The sequence below is a fragment of the Bradyrhizobium commune genome (genome assembly GCF_015624505.1).
GTDB lineage: Bacteria > Pseudomonadota > Alphaproteobacteria > Rhizobiales > Xanthobacteraceae > Bradyrhizobium > Bradyrhizobium commune.
In genome coordinates, this window is the sequence record NZ_CP061379.1 from 2,332,817 (window position 1) to 2,351,519 (window position 18,703).

The 18,703-nt window shown below is 59.9% G+C and carries 23 protein-coding genes; 17 read left to right on the top strand and 6 right to left on the bottom strand.

All coding sequences use genetic code 11. The features are described from left to right. Nucleotides 1–16: 16 nt before the first annotated feature. On the top strand, nucleotides 17–265 hold the full coding sequence (locus IC761_RS10955) for a hypothetical protein (protein WP_195803251.1): 249 nt from the start codon (nucleotides 17–19) through the stop codon (nucleotides 263–265). Nucleotides 266–336: 71 nt separating this feature from the next. Here the strand turns inward: IC761_RS10955 and IC761_RS10960 are convergent, their stop codons facing one another. Further along, complete coding sequence (locus IC761_RS10960; protein WP_195803252.1) at nucleotides 337–522, bottom strand: hypothetical protein; 186 nt, start codon at nucleotides 520–522, stop codon at nucleotides 337–339. A gap of 184 nt (nucleotides 523–706) precedes the next feature. Between IC761_RS10960 and IC761_RS10965 the strand changes: the two genes are divergently transcribed. Next, nucleotides 707–1,654 (top strand): ABC transporter substrate-binding protein, encoded by a 948-nt coding sequence (locus IC761_RS10965; RefSeq protein WP_195803253.1) that lies wholly within the window; start codon nucleotides 707–709, stop codon nucleotides 1,652–1,654. Nucleotides 1,655–1,703: 49 nt separating this feature from the next. Here the strand turns inward: IC761_RS10965 and IC761_RS10970 are convergent, their stop codons facing one another. Together IC761_RS10970 and IC761_RS10975 are read right to left on the bottom strand one after the other, a co-directional pair. After that, complete coding sequence (locus IC761_RS10970) at nucleotides 1,704–2,042, bottom strand: hypothetical protein (protein WP_195803254.1); 339 nt, start codon at nucleotides 2,040–2,042, stop codon at nucleotides 1,704–1,706. 107 nt (nucleotides 2,043–2,149) lie between these two features. After that, nucleotides 2,150–2,674 (bottom strand): hypothetical protein, encoded by a 525-nt coding sequence (locus tag IC761_RS10975; RefSeq protein WP_195803255.1) that lies wholly within the window; start codon nucleotides 2,672–2,674, stop codon nucleotides 2,150–2,152. Between the two features lie 30 nt (nucleotides 2,675–2,704). Here IC761_RS10975 and IC761_RS10980 point away from each other — a divergent pair, with 30 nt between their 5' ends. Then, a complete protein-coding gene (locus IC761_RS10980) occupies nucleotides 2,705–2,971 on the top strand; it encodes a hypothetical protein (protein WP_195803256.1) in 267 nt (88 codons plus the stop codon). A gap of 120 nt (nucleotides 2,972–3,091) precedes the next feature. Then, entirely contained in the window at nucleotides 3,092–3,352 is a 261-nt protein-coding gene (locus tag IC761_RS10985) for a hypothetical protein (RefSeq protein ID WP_195803257.1), read from the top strand. A gap of 37 nt (nucleotides 3,353–3,389) precedes the next feature. Here the strand turns inward: IC761_RS10985 and IC761_RS10990 are convergent, their stop codons facing one another. Continuing rightward, entirely contained in the window at nucleotides 3,390–3,968 is a 579-nt protein-coding gene (locus IC761_RS10990; RefSeq protein ID WP_246791483.1) for an alpha/beta fold hydrolase, read from the bottom strand. A gap of 131 nt (nucleotides 3,969–4,099) precedes the next feature. Continuing rightward, on the bottom strand, nucleotides 4,100–4,345 hold the full coding sequence (locus IC761_RS10995; protein WP_195803258.1) for a DUF1127 domain-containing protein: 246 nt from the start codon (nucleotides 4,343–4,345) through the stop codon (nucleotides 4,100–4,102). Between the two features lie 304 nt (nucleotides 4,346–4,649). Between IC761_RS10995 and IC761_RS11000 the strand changes: the two genes are divergently transcribed. The 3 genes from IC761_RS11000 (at nucleotide 4,650) to IC761_RS11010 (ending at nucleotide 6,234) form a co-directional block, all read left to right on the top strand. After that, the gene (locus IC761_RS11000; protein ID WP_195803259.1) at nucleotides 4,650–5,261 is read left to right on the top strand and encodes a hypothetical protein; all 612 of its coding nucleotides are present in this window, start codon (nucleotides 4,650–4,652) and stop codon (nucleotides 5,259–5,261) included. Nucleotides 5,262–5,317: 56 nt separating this feature from the next. Next, entirely contained in the window at nucleotides 5,318–5,665 is a 348-nt protein-coding gene (locus IC761_RS11005) for a hypothetical protein (protein ID WP_195803260.1), read from the top strand. A gap of 275 nt (nucleotides 5,666–5,940) precedes the next feature. Further along, nucleotides 5,941–6,234, top strand: coding sequence for a hypothetical protein (locus IC761_RS11010; RefSeq protein ID WP_195803261.1), 294 nt, complete (start codon nucleotides 5,941–5,943; stop codon nucleotides 6,232–6,234). On the opposite strand, the gene IC761_RS11015 is transcribed toward IC761_RS11010, so the two are convergent. After that, on the bottom strand, nucleotides 6,215–7,165 hold the full coding sequence (locus IC761_RS11015; RefSeq protein WP_246791484.1) for a S1/P1 nuclease: 951 nt from the start codon (nucleotides 7,163–7,165) through the stop codon (nucleotides 6,215–6,217). The genes IC761_RS11010 and IC761_RS11015 overlap by 20 nt on opposite strands. A 531-nt stretch (nucleotides 7,166–7,696) precedes the next feature. Here IC761_RS11015 and IC761_RS11020 point away from each other — a divergent pair. The 10 genes from IC761_RS11020 (at nucleotide 7,697) to IC761_RS11065 (ending at nucleotide 18,653) form a co-directional block, all read left to right on the top strand. Continuing rightward, nucleotides 7,697–8,065 carry a hypothetical protein gene (locus IC761_RS11020; RefSeq protein ID WP_246791485.1) on the top strand — a complete coding sequence of 123 codons (369 nt, stop codon included), beginning with the start codon at nucleotides 7,697–7,699 and terminating at the stop codon, nucleotides 8,063–8,065. A 383-nt stretch (nucleotides 8,066–8,448) separates the two neighbouring features. Further along, on the top strand, nucleotides 8,449–9,810 hold the full coding sequence (locus IC761_RS11025) for a hypothetical protein (protein ID WP_195803262.1): 1,362 nt from the start codon (nucleotides 8,449–8,451) through the stop codon (nucleotides 9,808–9,810). Between the two features lie 331 nt (nucleotides 9,811–10,141). Next, on the top strand, nucleotides 10,142–10,930 hold the full coding sequence (locus IC761_RS11030) for a DUF4261 domain-containing protein (RefSeq protein WP_195803263.1): 789 nt from the start codon (nucleotides 10,142–10,144) through the stop codon (nucleotides 10,928–10,930). Nucleotides 10,931–10,982: 52 nt separating this feature from the next. After that, a complete protein-coding gene (locus tag IC761_RS11035; RefSeq protein WP_195803264.1) occupies nucleotides 10,983–11,642 on the top strand; it encodes an imm11 family protein in 660 nt (219 codons plus the stop codon). 424 nt (nucleotides 11,643–12,066) lie between these two features. Continuing rightward, on the top strand, nucleotides 12,067–13,623 hold the full coding sequence (locus IC761_RS11040; protein ID WP_195803265.1) for an AHH domain-containing protein: 1,557 nt from the start codon (nucleotides 12,067–12,069) through the stop codon (nucleotides 13,621–13,623). Nucleotides 13,624–13,925: 302 nt separating this feature from the next. Then, complete coding sequence (locus tag IC761_RS11045) at nucleotides 13,926–14,801, top strand: DUF2971 domain-containing protein (RefSeq protein WP_195803266.1); 876 nt, start codon at nucleotides 13,926–13,928, stop codon at nucleotides 14,799–14,801. Between the two features lie 494 nt (nucleotides 14,802–15,295). Next, nucleotides 15,296–15,631 carry a hypothetical protein gene (locus IC761_RS11050; RefSeq protein ID WP_246791486.1) on the top strand — a complete coding sequence of 112 codons (336 nt, stop codon included), beginning with the start codon at nucleotides 15,296–15,298 and terminating at the stop codon, nucleotides 15,629–15,631. A gap of 14 nt (nucleotides 15,632–15,645) precedes the next feature. Beyond that, nucleotides 15,646–16,932 carry a PBSX family phage terminase large subunit gene (locus IC761_RS11055; RefSeq protein WP_195803267.1) on the top strand — a complete coding sequence of 429 codons (1,287 nt, stop codon included), beginning with the start codon at nucleotides 15,646–15,648 and terminating at the stop codon, nucleotides 16,930–16,932. Nucleotides 16,933–17,027: 95 nt separating this feature from the next. Further along, nucleotides 17,028–17,666 (top strand): portal protein, encoded by a 639-nt coding sequence (locus IC761_RS11060; RefSeq protein ID WP_195803268.1) that lies wholly within the window; start codon nucleotides 17,028–17,030, stop codon nucleotides 17,664–17,666. A 420-nt stretch (nucleotides 17,667–18,086) separates the two neighbouring features. Then, nucleotides 18,087–18,653 (top strand): hypothetical protein, encoded by a 567-nt coding sequence (locus tag IC761_RS11065; protein ID WP_195803269.1) that lies wholly within the window; start codon nucleotides 18,087–18,089, stop codon nucleotides 18,651–18,653. Nucleotides 18,654–18,703: the final 50 nt, after the last annotated feature.

Sequence of the window (18,703 nt, forward strand, 5' to 3'; positions counted from 1 at the left end):
TCAGGAGGAAACCCCGATGAAAACAGCAACCCTGACTTTGGCAATTTTGCTCGCGCTCCCGGCCGGCTATGCGTCGGCCCACAGCACCAGGCACAGCCACCATCACGGCTGGTTCAGTTCGTTTGGCATGATGCACGGCCCGGGCCGCACCGCGGCGCGGACTGATCCCAATGGCACGGCAGGCGGCCCGACCAGTGTCAGCGGCACCGGCTCGTCGAAATTCGGCGGCCAGATTCCCGGCGCGCCCGCGGCGGCACGGCAATAGAGTCAAAACAGCCGACTGTAGCGCTTCGGGCGTGCCGGCGCCCGTCACGGATGTCGGCCGCTTCTCGCGTCCTATTTGACGCTGACGAACATGCCCCAGGCGGCTGCGAGCGCGGCGCCGGTGAAGACGATGATAGGGCTGTCGCAGAACGCGCTGCCATAGCTGCACACGTCCGCGCCGAACTGGCCGAGCTCGTGATGGCTCGCCGAGTAGAACATTCCTGAAAGTCCGAGCAATGCGGCGGCGACGTAATACATCGCGCATCTCCTCAGAATGCGTGCGTGCCAGCGTGGCGCGAACAGATTTCAGTCAGCCGAATCCACATCCCTGCATTTAATTAAAGTTTGACCCGTCGGGCAAAACACCGGCACAATGGCATCGTCGGGATGTGCACGCGCGCTGGATCGTGAGATGAAGCGAAGGCGGTTCTTGAATCTCCTCGTGGGTGCCGCGGCCGCGGGACCTATCAAGGTCGGTGCACAACAATCCGCCAGGCAACCGGTGATCGGCTTCCTCGTGGCGGGGACGGAGGCCTCGCACGGGGCGTGGGTGGCCGCGTTCGCGCGGCGCCTGTCGGAGCTCGGATGGACCGATGGGCGCAATGTCACGATCGCGTACAAATGGGCGGCCGGCGACGTCCAGCGCATGGCGGAATTTGCCGCCGAGTTCGTGCGGCAGAAGGTCAACGTCATCGTGACTTCGGCATATGGTGTTGTCGCAGCCCGGCAGGCAACGTTGACGATCCCGATTGTATTTGCTTCTTACGGCGATGCCGTCGCCAATGGCTTCGCTGCGAGCCTGTCCCGGCCTGGTGGAAATGTGACGGGGCTGTCGATCCAGCCGGGCGAGCTCAGCAGCAAGCGTCTTGAATTGTTGAGGGAAGTGATCCCGGGTGTCCGCCGTCTCGCCGCGCTGGTCAACGTCAATTACGCAGGGCTCAAGCAGGAGGTCGCCGGAATCCGGGCCGCCTCCACGCGGATGAACATTGACGTCGATCTGATCGAGATCGAAAAGGCTGACGACATTGGGCCCGCGCTGTCCAAGCTCGCGGGCCAAACGGACGCCCTCTATGTCTACAGCGAGCCTCTCACCAATGCCAACAGGGCTCAGATCATCGCCGCGGCCACCGCTGCAAAAATCCCCACCATCTTCGGGTTCAGGGAGTTCGTCGACGCAGGAGGCTTGATTTCATATGGCCCGAACTTCGTCGAGCTTTTCTCACGTGCTGCGGAGTTCACGGACAAGATCCTGCGTGGCGCAACGCCGGCGGATATGCCGATCGAGCTGCCGGTCAAGTTCGACCTCATCATCAACCTCAAGGCAGCCAGGGCGATCGGTCTTGCCATTTCGGAAAACGTTCTGACGCGGGCCGACGAGGTGATCGAATGAGCCGAAATGATCGAGCCCTGCCGCTCCGCTCGCGGCTCACGCATGGCCGTCAGACGTCGCCTCTGCGGGGAGGACGCGCCAATGGGAGAACACCGAGAGCTTCGACCGACCCTTCGGCGCGTTGAACGTTGGCCTTGTCCCCGTTGGCTTCGCGTGCTGCTTCCCGGGCGGTCAAGGAGACCGCTTGCGCAGTGTTTTGAGAACCGTTGCCTGAACCGTTGCGGACGGAGGTCCTGGACATGTGGTCGAACAGATCCTGCCAACCCTGTTCTCGCGCGGCTTCTTTCGCTCTCTGTCTGCGCGCCTCGCGCGTACGAATATGCTTCCGCTCTTCCTGGAAGACGCGAAGCGACCAAAGGAATTCGGAGACGATATCGCCGATGCCCATCTGACCTTCCGCCTGGCGCGCCGCCGGCCCAAAGCTGCCTTGTGTGAGGCCGCCTTGCGTGAGGCGGCCCTGGACGCGACCATGGGGCGCGGTGAATATCGAGTCAATCAGTTCGGTGTTGGCCGTGCCTCGGCCGGCGCACTCTTCGCTGGTGTCGCGGCTTGCCCGGTGACGGCACTTGCGCTTTTGCTGGCGGAGGGTTGGGCCCGGCTCACGATCTTCAGCTTCGAGACCACCTCGGCATTGTCCTCGCGCATCATCGTTGCAAAGGCGTCCGCGATCGCATCGATCTTGGCCCGCGAATAGCCGCTGCTGTTGGGATCGAGATCGAAGTCGACTTCGACGACCAGCGTTTTGTTGCGGGTCGCTCCTTTGATATCCAGCTCGAAATGGGTTTTCGACACGCCTTCGAGACGCTCGACATAGTCCCTGACCATCGCTTTGTCTTGGCTCATGAAATCCTCCCGGGATTGAGGGTGTGGGATCGTCTTGTGCGGACCATTTGAACCCACGGCGGCCAGCTTCGTTCCAAGCGCGCTTGAACCTGCATCCTGCCCGGCCACACCAAATCCAGGCAGAACGCATGTGACGGCTTCTGTGACCTTGCCCGACGGGCCGCACAGCCTGATCATCGCCTCGGAACGTGACGCACGGATGCTCGCATGAACATTCTCGTTGACATCGGCTTCCGCGCCGCTTCGGCCTCGCTGTGTGTCTCGTTTGGCCGCCGGGTCTGGTCCGGCCTCGCCGCGAGACAGATCCAGTCCTGGCAAAGGCCCAGCATCTTTGATCTGTTTCAGGAACGGAAGCCGCCGGTCTATCAGAGGGATGCCGAGCCGGTCGGCTTCTGGATGCAGATCTGCCTCCAGGGCGGCGCCGCGGCCATGGGCCTCGTGAGTGCGATTGTCGGATGGCATCCGAACGGCTGAGCCATTGAACCGGTATCCGCTCCGGCCACACCAAATCGGGCAGAGCTATTGCCAAGAGCCTGCCGATCGATGGGCGGTACGGCTGGTCGTCGATGCAGGACGTCGTGGACGGATATTCGCATGAACCCCGCGCTTGATCTCGCCTATCGCCTCGTCGTGCTCGGGCTCAGCGTCTATTGGGCTCGCAAGGCGTGGCTTGGCTATGTCGAGCGCAAGATCCTGTTCATCAGCGACGACTGGCTGGACTGGTCGCGCTGGTCGCGGCAGGAGTTTGACCGCGACACCATGCCGATCCGCTACTGGATGCAGATGGGAGGCACCGCGTTCGGCGCGGTGCTCTGCCTCGTCGGCGCGATCATCGGCTGGCAGCCGAACGGCTGAGCGGCCGCCGATGGACCGCGAGCGGACAGCTGCGACCTCACGCCGCCTGCAGGATCAACTCGCTCACGCGATCCGATGCATCGAGCATGACGAAGTGCCCAACGTCCGGCAGTTCGAATGTGGTCCAGGATTTATCGCCCTTGCAATCTGCGAGCGCCTTGTCAAAGGACGGCAGCGGATATCTGGGGAGGCGGATGTATGTCTTCTTCGCCACCTTTTGCAGCGCCCCGGTCAGCTTGACCGGCTGGAGATAGGCGCCGACGGGATGCGGAGTAGCTTTGGATTCGACGAAGGCCCGATCTCGCTCGGCAACGACGGCGTCGCTCGAAATCTTCACCAATCCGCGAACGCCGGGTTCGCCCTTGTCGACGGCCACCTGTATGGCCTTGCGAACCGCCTCGGCCGCGGTGTCCGCCGGCCTTTGTCCGTCGGCTGGAATGAAGGCATCAAGCCATACGATCGACGAGACGCGATCGCCGATGCTTTCGAGTGCGCCCGAACCGACATAGCCCGCCAAGGACCACGCCACGAGGCAGACGTTCTCGAGACTCTCCCATTTGATCAGGTTGACGACGTCGGCGATGTGGGTGTCCAGATTGATGTCCTTGCTCAGCACCTGACTGTCGGCGGGTTGCGGCCCGAAGGATATCCGCGCAACGACGCACGGCCAAGGTCCGCGCCTGTCTTGGCAAGGCTCGCCATGGTGCCACTCGCACCGGAAGATTTCGTCACCCGATCGGGTGAAATTCAGCGCGCGGTGGATCGCACGCCGCGCGGATCGATCGAGCGGTGCGAGGCGACGTAGTCGATCTCGCCGCGCGTGATGCCGAGGTCCTGCAAATCGCGGTCATTCAGGCCGGACAAATCGGCACGCAGCTGATCGCGTTCGCGCCAGTCCTGAAAGGCGCGCAAATATTTTCTGAGAGGGCGGAACAGGCGCCACGCCGATGCGGTCGGCTGGGTCGAACCCGTTCTGCTGATGATCGTGCTCATGGCAGCGCTCCAATTCGGCAATGACTTCAAAATGATCTGCCCGCGACGTCGCAGCCGGGGCCAGCCTGTCATGTTCTAAAATGGCGTTTGGGTCTCGTCGCAATCCGGGCTCTCGGTCGACCGGATTGAAAATGGCGCGCTGCCTTCAGGCAGCCGCGCAACGGACCCGCTATCGGATCGAGGATACTGCGCCGGCGCTGTTCGGTGTGTGAACTGGCTTACATCCGCGCAAACGTTTCCGCTCGCGAGTTCTTGTACGGCGATGATGTAGACAACCTGACGGTGTTTTTCTAAGCTCTGCATCATGGCTGATCCGGCAACGGCATTTGATGCTTTCAAGGCGTGCCTCGATCAAATTCCGGCATCGGGAAGCCGTGCCTACACGATCGCCAAGGATTTTCAGCCCTTGATCGCGGCGGCGGTTGCGCTCCTCGTTGGCGTGGCAGCCTGGATCAAGTTGAGAGAAGACCGCAGAGTGGCCGAACTGGCCGACAGGGAAAAGAAGAAGGCGCTTTATTGGCTTGCGCACACCGAAGCAGGCATCGGCGGCTACAACGCAGAAACGCTGAAAAAGGAAATCGACAAGTGGATCGAAGACCATCCTGCCGAGGATGCGGTCGTCGATGCCGGTATTCAGAGGAATTGGCAGCTGCAAGTCGGTCGGCTTGCGTCGGAAGAATATGAGATGGCGTACCAGCAGCTCTCCGTCTTCCCGCTCGCGGCATTCGATTCGATCCGCATGCTCAATGCCTACAACCAAAACTTGCGCATACTGGCTTCCGACACGACCATTCCGGGTTTTTCGGCGAAATATCTGTCGTACCTGCTCAACGATGTGATCAAGTATTCGTCGGACCTCGAGAAGGTGCTGGCGCCTTTGGTGGCAAATTTCACCTGGAAAGAACGGAAGCTTTGAAGTTGGTTCGGCTTCCAGTGACCCAGTTGGCTCTACCGAGTGCATTGGAGAATGATATGGGTGAGGCCGATAAACCCGACGTCAGCCTTCCGAGAAATGAAGCAGAGCGCAAAAGCTTCATCCGAGACCATCTGCTAACAAGAACTGCGGATCAAATTGCGGATGCCCGTTATACCGGTGAGTGGGGGCGCTACAATAGAGACCCTGCCAAGAGCAGTTGGAAGGTCAGACAAGCCAACCGGTACCTGACCGAACGCGATCGACGGCGAGCTCTTCTCTGGGTAACTGTGGGCATCTGGGTCGGCGTTGTCGCAGTTGTTGTCGCCATCTTGGCGATGCCGGTCAAGGATAGTCTGTTATGCCGGTTGTCCGGCAAGTACATTCCGTTTTGTCATGGTGGCTAGACGCCCCGCAGCAAGCGGCCGAGATTGTCTCGTGGCCGTTGGCGAGGCGCGAAATGGTCATTTTCGCCCCGACGAAACAGTTCTGAAACACTCCTGAAACCAGATCGTCCTGAACGCCTTTCCCGCTGGCCCCGACCAACGGAGCGCAAAGGAGACAGGCATGATCCAGGTCGGTTCGAAGGAAGAAGTCGCGTTGCTGCTGGCGCTGTTCGGCACTCACACCCAGCCCGTCAGGAAGCCGAAGCCGAAACCGCAGCAGAGCTGAGCGAACACCCATGCCGGGTCTGGCCGATTGCCTGAGTTTTTTGCGATTGCTGATCGCCAGGGGAGATCCGAAAGGAATCCCGCTGGCCGAAAACGCCATCGACGACTATCTCGCGATGGCGCCGATCAGCGCGCGCCGCTCAGGCCTGCGCACGCTCCAGCAGGACGCATGGGAGCTGCATGGCACCGCGGTCGGCGTGCAGCGCTCGTTCGCGGAAACGGTGGACGCTTATATCGAGCGGAAGCTCAGCGAAGAGGAGGGCGGCGCCGCAGGCGAGCGTGCCGCTATTTCAGCGCATCGTTGATCAGCTTCGCGAGCCTTGCCGCCGCAAGGGCGGCCTGGCTGCGTGCGATGTTGCGGACGTTGGTTTCATACTCGCGCGTCAGCAGCACCGCGTTGTCGCCCGTGCTCACCGGCGCGGCAAAGCCATATTGCTGCGCGAGCTGGGCGCTCTCGTCGATCCAGCTTTGCGGATCGACGATCTGGGCGCTGGTATCGTTCACCGTGAGGTGCGAGATGCCGCCCTTGTCGTCGGCGTCGAACACGGCGCCGAACGGCGAGTCATAGCCGCCGAACATCGCATCCCAATAGGCGTGCAGCGCGATCGTCTCGCCGGTGGCCGGGATCACCATCTCGAGGTTGCCGCCGGAATCGCCGTTCGGGATCTGCCGCGTGTAGCGGGTCGAGGCATGCAGCGGCTGGTGGGCATCGCCGACCAGATGCAGCATCCAGACCAGATCGTAGGAGCGGACGTCGTCCGAGGCGCCGGACGAGGCCGGCAATGCCGCGATCATCAGCTTGAGCTGGGTGACGATATCGACGGGGTCGGGCGTCGGCAGCGGCGTGCCGTCGGGCGAGAAATTGGTGTCCTTGAAATGCCAATAGGCGTGCTGGTTGTGGTCGGCATAGCCGATGTTCTGGCCCGCGGTGGCGCTATCGACGCTGTCGCGGGTGTAGTGATAGTCGGCGTTCTTGATGTCGTCGGCCCAGGTCGCCGCGTGCACGAAGGCCCAGAGCTTTGCGGTGCGGTCGTCGGGCGCGCCTGCGCTCCATTTCGTATAGTCCGGGTTGAGCCGCAGCAGCGCATCGACCTTGTCCTTCACGGGCGCGTCGAGGTGCTTGTAGGCGACATAGGCGATCTGCATGTGGCCGGCATCCCACCAGGCCTGGGCAGGCTGCGCGAGGCCAAGGACGGCGACGATGGGGAGGATTTGCGACAGACGAAGCATGGCCATGGCCTCCGGACGATGCGGATTCAATCTGGACGCGCATAGGCAACATCAACGTCGTGACGTTGCGATGACGGGGGGGTGGGGATGGACGGCGCGGACAGCGCTGCCAAAGAGCAACCCATGCCGGGTTTGGCCGATTGCCTGAGCTCTCCGCGTTTGCTGATTGCCAGGGGGATCCGAAAGGAATCCCGCTGGCCCAAAACGCCATCGACGACTATCTCGCGATGGCGCCCGGTCATGGATTGACGCCGTTGGCAAATCCTCGATCGCTAGTGGGCGCGATGGAGGCTGGCCTACTGCCGGTCGTGGATGTGGAAAACCAAAGCGCGCGTCAGGGCTTGGCGAGAAATAGGAGCCTTCGAGACACGGCCCCGCTTGAGACACGGAAGTGCTGATTTACCGAAACATGCTTGACGCGTCGGGCAAAACACTGGCATAGTGGCATCATCGAAGAAGTTTGGTTCAATCCGCGCGGAGCAATCCGCTGCGGGTTTTTTATTTCCAGCGAATCCAATTGCTCGTGGGAGTTTCGAAATGGTCCCCTTGAAAAGAAGTTCTGCTCTATCTTTCAGCGACGGCATCGGAGATCCGACGCTGGAGGACATTCGGCTGTTGGCGAGAAGCAAGACCGAAGCCGCAATCAACGTCCTTTCCGCGATCATGTACAAGGAGAGCGCGAACGCGTTTGCGCGCGTGGCCGCCGCAAACGCGCTTCTCGACCGGGGCTGGGGCAAGCCGGTGCAGCCACTGGCGACCGACGAAGGCCCGCTCGAACTCATCCACCGGATCGAACGCGTCATCGTGCATCCGAATAACCCTGCGCCGTCCGTGCCCCAGATAGAAGGCAAAGGCGGCCAGGAGGTTTCGCAGTTCGTCTCATCCCGAGAGACGGAATTGCAATGAGTGAGATAACACCGACAGCAGCTGTACTGAGATCGTCAGCGAACGAGACACAGGAATTGGCCGCGCTGGCCTGAATGGATTCGCGAGGCGCTCGCGTATCAGCGATAAAAGCAAGTGCCTACGAAGGTAGACACAGACAACGCTCCTCCACGCATCGATGCTGCAAACGTTCGGATTCTGAGCCGTATGCCGCCCTCAGGTTGATCCCTCGTTGCGATCGTTCGTCTATGGAACTCTCGGCGCACCCTACTTGACCGAGATGGCTTGGGCCTCAGAACCTATCATCCATCGACAATCTCTAGATGCATATCCCATATCATGATCGACACGCGGTCGGCTTGTGGTAACCTAAGCCGCGCATTCTATTTCTTGGGAAGTCCCCAATGAAAGACATTCGAATCCCGCTACCGGGTGATGTCCTTTTCTTCGAGTCGGCGAAAATTCACGGCAAGGCAATTGCCCTGGAGCAACGAAGGCTGGGGCTTGAGCACTACAAGTACATCCACGCCGCCCTCGTGGTCGAAGGCGACCTCGTTCTCGAGTCGACTACAAGGCAGGGAGTAGACAAGGTACGACTTTCGAGCCTTGACGACCCAAGCCAATACCTCAACGCCGCCGTGCTCCGAAACGCCACCGTTTCATCGCTGACGCCTTTTGAAGAAACTGGGGAACTGGCGAAGGCCGCTTACTATTTCTACAAAGAGGCCTATGACTGGCCGGGGATCGTTGATCGCGATCTCGACAGAGACGGCAAGTCGATCTGCTCGGTATTCGTGAAAAAGGCGCTGCTGCGCGCCGAGCAGGTTCCAACAACGGCTTTTGCGAAGTACCGGACACAGATTTTTCCGGCCGAGCTGTTTGGTGCGTTGCTCGACGCGGGCTACCAAATCTTGGATCAAGGGTACGATCGAGAGCTGATGGGGCGCGCATCATTCCGGCTGGACGACATAGAATCCTCTCTGGACATTATAGATATTCTGGAGCAGTCGCGGGAACACAACCGGCTGTTTGAAGAGCTCGACAAAGTCTCTCGGCGATCCCGACGGTCGGTGGATGAGCTTCTTGAAAGGCTCGGTCGGGAGTCGTCACGGCTTTGGCGATACATTTCCTTCTTCAGGGCAGCCAAACTTACATTTATCGACTTCATTCATCTTCGCTTTGAAACAATCTTGCGCGACTTCGAAGGGCTCGATCGTAAAGTAAAGAAGGAGCCGCAAACCTGGAGAGATAGATCGGAAGACAACGCCGCAGCATTGCATCATTCAGACGCAATCGTTCGGTTTTGCAAGGGCACGATGAACGTTGTCGCCGCCTTCATCGAAATGGTGCCGAGCAAGTCGATCGTTGATCGAATTTCTCAATCGCCGCCAGTCACCACGAGCGAAGGGGTTACTGAGCTCCTCATGTGCATCTCGCTCATTATGCTCGAAGTCTTCCTGGTCACCGGCGCGCGTGACCTTGATCAGCTTGACGCCAAGGTCCGGGAGTCGCGAGCCAAGCTTAATGGCTACAAAGAGGCCGTTGACGCTTTGCCAGCCGTTAGGGGTTTCAAGTATCCTTCGTTGGCCGATGTATACGAGACGCCGATCGCGATTCTCGAACAGTTTGCGGACATGTTCCGCAGCCACGAGAGCGCATTTGGAAAACCAGTGATGGACCAGATCGTCGTCGGCTCACGGAAGACCGCTGAAGAGCTGATAGCCGAATTGGCGCAGCTTACCGCACCTGCAGAGCCTGCTAGATAGGCTCGGTGACCTTGACGACGATCCTCGCAGTGGGTGGCGATTTCGGATAATACAAATATGGTTTGACTCGTCGGGCAAAACACCGGTAGAGTGGCATCATCGAAATTGTTTGGTCGACCCGCGCGGAGTTGTTCGCCGCGGGTTTTTTTGCGCGGGAAGCTAACGCTGCTTTGGGCGCGGCTAGACGCATGTCCGCGAGCCTGAAATGGCTTGGCTTTGCCTGGTTGAGCCTCGAACCAAGGGCGCCTGTTGACATCGTTCTTGATTTGTTCCATTGTTTCAACCTCTGACCGATCGCCGCATTTCGCGTTGGGTTTAGACGAGGTAGCCAATGAGTAACTCTTTCCTCGCCCTTGTTTTGTTGGAAAAGCCGGCTAGTCCGGACATGGTGCTGGTCGTCAAGGCCCTTCATGCGAGGCATCCCGAGCTGGGGGCGGAAATAGTAGATGACCGTGGAGCGGCGGACATTCGGCAGCCCCCTGCGAGTTCGCCGCTCATCCGCTGTGGCGACGAAATGGTCGCTGTGATGTCGATGCCGGCACCCATTCCGCAAGACCCCGGCTTGTGGTCGCGCGCGGCGACCACGTGGCCGGAGGCCGGGACGGTGGCGGCGCGTCATCGAGGTCATCTGATCGTCTCGGTGCTAGGGCAAGATCTGCAGCCGCTGCCGGCTGCACGCGTGACGACCGCTGTCATCGGGGCGTTGATCGCCACGATGCCGGAATGCAGCGCGGTGGTGTGGGGTACCAAAGTCGCGCGACCCGCCAAACTTTGGATGGAGATGTCGCGTCAATCCTTCGCGCCGTTTCCCGACTATCCGTTCACGCTTTGGGTCGACATCCAGCCGTTCCGCTCGGAGGCGAAGATCGGCGCCGTGACAATGGGGCTATCGGCCTTTGCGGGGCGCGAGATTGAATTCGAGACGGGCAAACTTGCGCTTCCAATGATGATCGACAGGGTGGAAGGCTTGGCCGTCTATCTCATCGAGCATGGTGCCGTCGTCAAAGATGGCGACACCTTCGGCGGCGACGAGCACGAGCGCTTCACGGCGCATTACAGAATGTCCGCGCGATTTGCGGGCTTGCCCGTGCTGTTCTGCGCCGCGGATCCGGCGTCGTGAACAAGCAGCGATCACGTTCCTCTCTGGAGCGCACGCTGGCAGGGCTATGAGAATGAGCGACGAAAAACCAAAGACGATTGAGAAACGATCAAAGGCGATCAAGCGCAGATTTTATGAAATGAGGCTTGACTTTCGTATCCAATCGGCGCCGGGAGTTGATTGGGAGAATATCGATGAGCTCGCCCCGGACACTGGAGAGCTCGATCCTTTTCTCAGACGAGGGTTTCCGAATTACCCTGAGGCGCCGCGTTTCGTGTTCGACAGGAAGTTGGGGCGAGCGCCGCTGGATTTCGAACAATTTTCTAAGTACTGGCTGATCTCCGACCGAATGAAAGCGGTCTTTGAAGCGGTCGATCCCGCAGGATTTGCTTTTGCCGCATGTGACGTCAGGCTAGCGCGGGGATCCTACAATGGACCGAGCTACTGGTTGTGCGACATCGTTCGTGTCCTTGATGCAGTGGATGAATCGCGATCACGTTTAGAGATCGGCATTGTTGACGATCCGAAGTACCGAAATTTCGGTTTGAAGTATTACAGCACCTTGCTCGTGGGCGGAGCCAAGCTTGTCTTCAAGGAAGACGTGGTAGCCAGGGCGCACATTTTTAGAATGGCGCATCTGGAGGCAACCATCATTTGCGATCAGCTGCTCAAGGATGCCTGCAAGAACGCCGGTGTTGCAGGCGTCAGTTTTAGAGACGCGTCAAAACTCTAGTTCTGTGGCCTTTCTCGCGCCGATAGCGTGATTGCGGCGGCTAACCGATCGCTCATCATTAGGTGGCTGCTCTTAGCTCAAATTGCTATGCGCCGGACTTCCCAGCTTAGGGGGCGGCATTCTGTTGCACTATTTGAGCGTTCGGGAGTGATGGCTTGCGACTCCAAGGGTCGGCACGCGCCGGCGCGCACGACCCAAGTACTCTCTTCTCAACATCTCGTTGTTGCGCCCAATCGATCTGTTTGATCGATCGGCCCGATAATCGGAGAGCGCTCTCGTCCGTCGCGCTCAGGCCGATTGGCCCATCTCACCAAGACATCTTCCCGAGAAGCAGACGTGGATTTGACGTCTCGAGGGAAATTCGAGGGTCCACACAGACCCAGGGCGACGACTTGGCTTCCAGAATTTTCCGAGGTGAAATGTCATGGCAATACTGGGCGAACATCACATCATTCCCAAGCGCTTCGCGGGTCATGATGCGCTCAAAGGCATAGACATCAATGCGCCAGAGAACCTGATTTATCTGCCGGAAAGCAAAGAGCTTGCTGCGAGAATGGGAGTATCTCCTCATTCGGGTGGTCACTTGTCTTCGTATTATGATGTGAAGACGATACTCGATCAGATCGCAAGGATCAGAAATCCATCTCGTCGCCAAACAGAAATCAGAAATCTGCAAGATGCGATGAGGCTCGGGCTCGCAAACGGCGACCTCTATGCCAACGATCCCGGAACAGGTGCTGACCCGGAATCAATTAACCCCAAGCTCATCACGCGCTACAACGACTATCACGCAGTGCACCCTGATCAGGTTCGGAAGCTGGCGCATCTTAGGCAGAGAGGCATCGATACCGGAAATCCAAACTTGGAGAAATTTTCGGCGATACTGGGTGATGACGACAGGGAGAAGCTGCTAAGCGAGGCAATCGCAAAAAATCCTGGCGTCAACATAACAACAGGAAACAAGGACTTGGGCGGTACGCATTGGCAGTCCAAGTTCACAGTTGCCGATGACATTTTTAACGTACCGCCATCGACGCCGGCCAAGCCGAGCGACGCTCCCTCGCTGCCGCCCTTCAGTTCGCCATCTCTTGGTGGTCTGAACGAACCGGAAGGGCTTGATCGAAATGATCCGCGCTTGGCCAATGGACTGCCAGGTTTTCCGGTGCCGAACCCGAATGAGCAGAGGCTTGGCCAATTGCCTCCCAGCACAGCCATGCCGTCCGCACCGCAAGTTCTGCAATTCCATTCCGAGACCGGAAATCTGCTCAGGCTTTCGGATGGATCGCCGTTGATGGGGCCGGATCCGTACAATATGCCCCATGACGCCGCGAGTGGCCCGGCCGTTCTGGCTGGATTGGCGATATTCGGGACCGCAATGTTTGCGCCAGAATTATTGCCACTGTTGCCGGCTTGGGCGCCAATCGCAGGCGCTCTTGGGCTAACGGGCTTGGCGGCCAACTCCGCAGCCCACGCGGAGCCTACCAGCAGTAGGGAGCCCGGAGCATTCCGCGTTGCGCCCCTCGCTGCGCAGCAGTCCGCGAACAACGTGCGAAGTCAAAATCCGACTCCCTCCAGCACGTTTGCCGATCGGTTCGGAAATTGGACCGACGCGACGAACGGTACCTTGCCTGCTCAGCCAGCGAGTGGCGGCGAAGCGCCGGCCGTTCCTGCCGCGCAAGCGGTCCCGCCCGAACAAGTCCGGCAGCTCACCCGCGTGAACGCCTCGAACGCGGGCAGTGTGTTTACGTCGGGGAGTGCGCCGGTCCCATATCTGCCTTCTCCGGAATTTAACGATCGATTTGGCAATTGGAGCACGACGAGCGGGGATGGGCAGTCACCGCCGACGAGCCGGCCGGTCGGTGCATTCGCCGATGAGCCGGGCTATGTCATCCCCCCACCGATCTGGGGAATAGAGCAGTCGGCCAATCCGCGAAAGGATGCGGAAGAATGGTTCTCCCGCTGGATACGGCCGCTGCTTTGACACAGGAATGACGGTGTATTTCCTATCTGAGCGAACTCGGCTCGATCCGGTTTGACTCGTCGGGCAAAACACTGGCAGAATGGCATCATCGAGATGGCTGAAATCGGTCCGCGCGGAGCAATCCGCTGCGGACCTTTATTTTGTCCGAACGCGCTATCGCATGTCGGGCGCTGAACAGGCATCCGGCAGTGCGCGCTGGAATCCGGCAAGGAGCGCGAAAACAAGCGGCTTCCACCTAGAAGAACAACGCAATCTGAGATAGTATCTTCAGTAAAGTAAAATCAGCAAATCTGAGGCCGCACATGATCACGGATCGATTGGCCGCCGTCAAAGGTCTCACTCATCTCTATCACTATCAATCGTTTAATCTGGATCGCTTGCGCGAGGTGATTGTCGGCGGGACCATCTATTTCTCGAAACCAAGCGACTTCAATGATCCCTGGGATTGTCGACCATGGTACGATTTGGAGTCATTGAAAGACCCCGCCGTATTCGAGCAGCACTTGCAGCTCTACATGAAGCTTGAGCGCCGGTCACCGGAATGCTCGGAAGCTCGACTTGCGAGAACTGTGGAGCGCTACAGGGCCAAACCTGACATGCTTGCAGACGTGATACGTGACCTCTCGGCTGAGACCGCGAAGTCGTTCGATGAGCGATACCGCATCTATTGCCTTGGAACAAAGCCAGACTGCGAACTGATGTGGGCGCACTATACGACCAAGCATCAGGGTGTGTGCTTGGAGTTCTCGGTGCAGGACAATCTGCTGTTCGGTCAGGCGGCTGAGGTACGTTACGTGCGAGACTACCCACGCTTTACAATTACCGACGGACCCGACGAGCGTTTCGAAGCGTTCCTCACCAAGTCCGCATCGTGGAGCTATGAAAACGAGTTTCGCCTGATTGGGGATGAAAACGAATACCCTTCATTGACCGCGGCCATAGCCACGAAGGCTGGCAAATTTGCGATCCCGCCGATGACTCTAACAGCAGTCATTTTGGGTTGCTCGGCATCCGATTCAACAAGAAAAAGCATCGCTGACCTGGTCTCGTCTTCGCGGCAGTGGCCGAAACTGAAGATAGCCACGCGGATGAAAGACAGGTACCAACTGGAAATCCGCGACTGCGGGCATTTTCCTTTCAATACAGAGTTTGACTCGTCGGACAAAACACCGGCATAATGGCATCATCGAAATTGTTTGGTTGAGCCCGCGCGGAACGCGATCCACGGCGGGCTTTTTTCATGTCGATTTCGGATAATGCAAATAGGGTTTGACTCGTCGGGCAAAACACCGGTAGAGTGGCATCATCGAGAAACGTTCGTGACACCCGCGCGGGACAAAAATCCGCCGCGGGTTTTTTCATGCCTATTCGAGATCGGACGGCGGCCACGCCTTGCGGCCACGCACTCACAACACTGGAGCGCCGATCGGCGCGCCGCCGTCCGAACCTTTTTATTGGCCGCGCACGCGCGAACGTGCCGGCCCGCGGCGCGATGTCCCTCGCGTCGCGCCGCAGCGGCCCCCGGATACGGGGATAGGGTTCGCGCCGAAACGATCGCGCCTCGTCGCGCGATCTGCCGCACCTTTTCATGTCGTGGAGATGCGATGACCGCCTATCTGATATCGCTCGCGCTCGCGGGCCTGGTTGCAATCGTGCTGTGGGAGAGTGTGTCGTGAGCGAGGAGATATGCGCGCGTGACAACGATCCGGTTCGCCTGCCTGTGGCTCGAAAATCGTCACGCGCGCGGACGCCGACCGAAATTCGCACGCTCGCGCGCAGCCATACCCGGACGGCCATCAAGGTTCTCGTCGGGGTGATGCGCAGCGACGACGCAACGCCGGCCGCCCGCGTCTCGGCGGCCAACGCCATCCTCGACCGCGGCTGGGGCAAGGCTGCGCAAACGATGGAGAACGGCGAAGACGGCGTGCTGCAATTGATCCACCGGATCGAACGCATCATCGTGCATCCCATACAGTCTGACGGTGAGGACGCTGGCGCCTCCGATTGAGAGGAGGTGCCGAAATGTCCATCCTGAAAATTCCAACCGCCAAAATCTTCGAGCCGTTGCTGAAACCCGCACGCTACAAGGGGGTTTACGGCGGACGCGGCTCCGGTAAATCGCATTTCTTCGGCGAGCTTTTGGTCGAGACCTGCCAGGCCGAACGCGGCACGCTCGCGGTCTGCATTCGCGAGACGCAGCGGACGCTGGCGCAATCGTCCAAGCGGTTGATCGAGGACAAGATCGCGGGCCTCGGGCTCGGCCACGGATTCAAGCTGTTCAGCGACAAGATTGAAACTCCGGGCGACGGCCTGATCATCTTCCGGGGCCTTCAGGATTATACGGCGGACGCTCTTAAATCCCTGGAAGGATTTCGCATCGCCTGGATCGACGAGGCGCAAAGCCTGAGCGCGCGCAGCATCGCACTGTTGCGGCCGACGATCCGCGCAAAGCACTCCGAGCTGTGGGCGAGCTGGAATCCGCGTCGCAAAAGCGATGCCATTGATGACTTCTTACGAGGGCGCCGGCCGGATGGCGCTGTCGTCGTCAAGGCGAACTGGCGCGACAATCCCTGGTTTCCGGACGTGCTCGCGGAGGAGCGGTTGCTCGACCAAAAACTCTATCCGGAGCGCTACGATCACATCTGGGAAGGTGAATATGCGCGCGCCTTCGAGGGCGCCTATTTTGCCGCGCTGCTGTCGGAGGCACGGACGCAGGGACGGATCGGGAAGGTCGCGGCAGATCCGCTGCTGCCGCTGCGCGCCTTCATCGACATTGGCGGCGCGGGAGCCGCGGCGGACGCATTCACGATCTGGATTGCGCAGTGGGTCGGAAGCGAAATTCGCGTGCTGGATTATTACGAGAGCGTCGGCCAAGTGCTGGCGTTTCACGTCAACTGGCTGCGCGCGCGCGGCTACGACAAGGCCATTCTGTATTTGCCGCATGACGGCGTCGCCGCCAACAACATCACCGGCAAGCGCTACGAGGATCATCTGCGCGAGGCCGGCTTCGCGGTCGAGCCGCCGGTGAAGAACCAGGGGCCGGGTGCCGCGATGCTGCGGATCGAGGCGCTGCGGCGGCTCGCCCCGCAGCTCTGGTTCAACGAAGCGACGACCGAGCCCGGCCGTGAGGCACTCGGCTTCTATCACGAACGCAAGGACGAGACGCGCAACATCGGCCTCGGGCCGGAGCACGACTGGTCGAGCCATGCTGCCGATGCGCTGGGATTGATGGCGATCTGCTACGAGCAGCCGGGCAGGGTGGCCGCGTTCAACCGGCCGATCCGCTATGCCGAGCAGGGCTGGGTGTGAGCGGGGCGGGTTGCCGCTATAAAACCTGGGGTTGATGTTGTTCTTTATGTTCTATCGTCGGATCAAGGCCAGCCTTGCCGATCAGAAGGTTCTTCATGTCCAAAAAAATGTCGATCTCCGAAGTGAAGACAATGCTCGCCTCCGAGAAGGCCAATGCGCTCGCCGCGATGTCGGCGGCGCGGCTTGCCGAGGAGCGCGCCGATGCAATGGACTATTATCTCGGCGACATGCGCAAGGACATGCCGGTGCAGGACGGCCGCTCGCGCGCGGTGTCGACCGACGTCGCTGACGCCATCGAAGGCCTGATGCCGTCACTGATGGACATCTTTGCCGGATCCGACGAGGTCGTGCACTTCGAGCCGGTCGGCCCGGAAGATGTCGCCGCCGCGCAGCAGGAGACGGATTACGTCAATCACGTCTTCATGCAGCAGAACGGCGGATTCATGATCCTCTATTCCTTCATCAAGGATGCGCTGCTGTCGAAGGCCGGCATCGTCAAGGTCTGGTGGGAGGAGCGGGAGGAGGAGAGTCGCGAGACCTACTACGATCTCACCGACGATCAATTCGCGCTGCTTGCCCAGGACGTGGCGGAATCGAACGGCGCCATGAAGATTGTCGCGCATACGGTGCGCGACGGGGCGGATCTCCAGGATAGGTCGCAGACGGCGCCTTTTGAGGGGTTCAAGGCCGCGGCGAACCGGGAGCCCATCGACGCAACCGCCATTGTTCGTTGATACGAACAACTTCAGCGGGCCAATCGACGAGATCGGAATCGGGCTTGGGCCGCCAGGACACTTTGACCGTTAGACGGTCGTCACTTTCCCAGCGGACGTATTCCCAAAGTTCATAGCCTTCGGACCTGCAATGAATGCGCGCGAGTACGGATCACTCTCCCAGCGAGTCGATTTCGCCTGTTGGTCGAGACCGATTGCGGGAGGCGGACAAGCCCCGTCTCGCGGCTCGGAAAGAAAACAACTGAAGCCTGCCGGGCATGGAACGTCCGACGAAGTTGCCGCGAATGCGTTGCTTGCTCCCATTGAGGCGCACAGCACGCCAAAGAGAAACACCCGCATCGCCATTCCCGGAATTGGCGTGAGAGCGGCTCGCGCGCGCTGGGCGATCGTTACCGGATCAACAATCGACGGAATCAAGAGATGCCCGAATACAGATATCCCGGCTACGGTCCGGCCAGCGAAAATTGGTTGACGCCCCGCGCGAAGACCAAAGGTGGTTATCACGGCGGAACTGACAATCCGGCCAAGCCGGGAACATATTCCAGCGACATCACACACAAGGCGGATCCGGACGCGTTTGATATCGATCGTCCGGTCTTTCCGTACCAGAACGGAGAGCCGAAGCCGGCGCTTCCGCCTGGCTCTACGCTTTCGCCGGGAGCCGCGCCTCTGTCATCGTCCGGCATGGCTATTCCCGGCGCGGAAGGCCCGACATCGTTGGGTGGATCGAACGGTCCGGCACCGTTGCGGGCTCCTACATCTTCGCGCTCGCAATCTCCGGCGCTCTTTCCACTCGAGGCGCTGCTGGCTCGCGATCCCAATCGCGCATGGGATCAATGGGCCTCGCTGCGGAGAGACGTGTCATCGCGCGCGCCGGGTGTTTCCGCCGGCCCGTCGGCCCCGGTGGATTCGGCCAATCCAGATCAAGCGCCCGCCGGCGGACTGCTTAGCCTGATCCGGGACCATATGCGCAACAACGGCTATTAGGCCGCCGCGCTCTTTCTGCCGTCCGCCCCACGCGGCAAAACCGAAGAGTT

Coding starts and splice junctions, on each gene's coding strand:
- IC761_RS10955 (WP_195803251.1), top strand. CDS start 17: ATGAAAACAGCAACCCTGACTTTGGCAATTTTGCTCGCGCTCCCGGCC.
- IC761_RS10960 (WP_195803252.1), bottom strand. CDS start 522: ATGTATTACGTCGCCGCCGCATTGCTCGGACTTTCAGGAATGTTCTAC.
- IC761_RS10970 (WP_195803254.1), bottom strand. CDS start 2,042: ATGGGCATCGGCGATATCGTCTCCGAATTCCTTTGGTCGCTTCGCGTC.
- IC761_RS10975 (WP_195803255.1), bottom strand. CDS start 2,674: ATGATCAGGCTGTGCGGCCCGTCGGGCAAGGTCACAGAAGCCGTCACA.
- IC761_RS10980 (WP_195803256.1), top strand. CDS start 2,705: ATGAACATTCTCGTTGACATCGGCTTCCGCGCCGCTTCGGCCTCGCTG.
- IC761_RS10985 (WP_195803257.1), top strand. CDS start 3,092: ATGAACCCCGCGCTTGATCTCGCCTATCGCCTCGTCGTGCTCGGGCTC.
- IC761_RS10995 (WP_195803258.1), bottom strand. CDS start 4,345: ATGAGCACGATCATCAGCAGAACGGGTTCGACCCAGCCGACCGCATCG.
- IC761_RS11000 (WP_195803259.1), top strand. CDS start 4,650: ATGGCTGATCCGGCAACGGCATTTGATGCTTTCAAGGCGTGCCTCGAT.
- IC761_RS11005 (WP_195803260.1), top strand. CDS start 5,318: ATGGGTGAGGCCGATAAACCCGACGTCAGCCTTCCGAGAAATGAAGCA.
- IC761_RS11010 (WP_195803261.1), top strand. CDS start 5,941: ATGCCGGGTCTGGCCGATTGCCTGAGTTTTTTGCGATTGCTGATCGCC.
- IC761_RS11015 (WP_246791484.1), bottom strand. CDS start 7,165: ATGGCCATGCTTCGTCTGTCGCAAATCCTCCCCATCGTCGCCGTCCTT.
- IC761_RS11020 (WP_246791485.1), top strand. CDS start 7,697: ATGGTCCCCTTGAAAAGAAGTTCTGCTCTATCTTTCAGCGACGGCATC.
- IC761_RS11025 (WP_195803262.1), top strand. CDS start 8,449: ATGAAAGACATTCGAATCCCGCTACCGGGTGATGTCCTTTTCTTCGAG.
- IC761_RS11030 (WP_195803263.1), top strand. CDS start 10,142: ATGAGTAACTCTTTCCTCGCCCTTGTTTTGTTGGAAAAGCCGGCTAGT.
- IC761_RS11035 (WP_195803264.1), top strand. CDS start 10,983: ATGAGCGACGAAAAACCAAAGACGATTGAGAAACGATCAAAGGCGATC.
- IC761_RS11040 (WP_195803265.1), top strand. CDS start 12,067: ATGGCAATACTGGGCGAACATCACATCATTCCCAAGCGCTTCGCGGGT.
- IC761_RS11045 (WP_195803266.1), top strand. CDS start 13,926: ATGATCACGGATCGATTGGCCGCCGTCAAAGGTCTCACTCATCTCTAT.
- IC761_RS11055 (WP_195803267.1), top strand. CDS start 15,646: ATGTCCATCCTGAAAATTCCAACCGCCAAAATCTTCGAGCCGTTGCTG.
- IC761_RS11060 (WP_195803268.1), top strand. CDS start 17,028: ATGTCCAAAAAAATGTCGATCTCCGAAGTGAAGACAATGCTCGCCTCC.
- IC761_RS11065 (WP_195803269.1), top strand. CDS start 18,087: ATGCCCGAATACAGATATCCCGGCTACGGTCCGGCCAGCGAAAATTGG.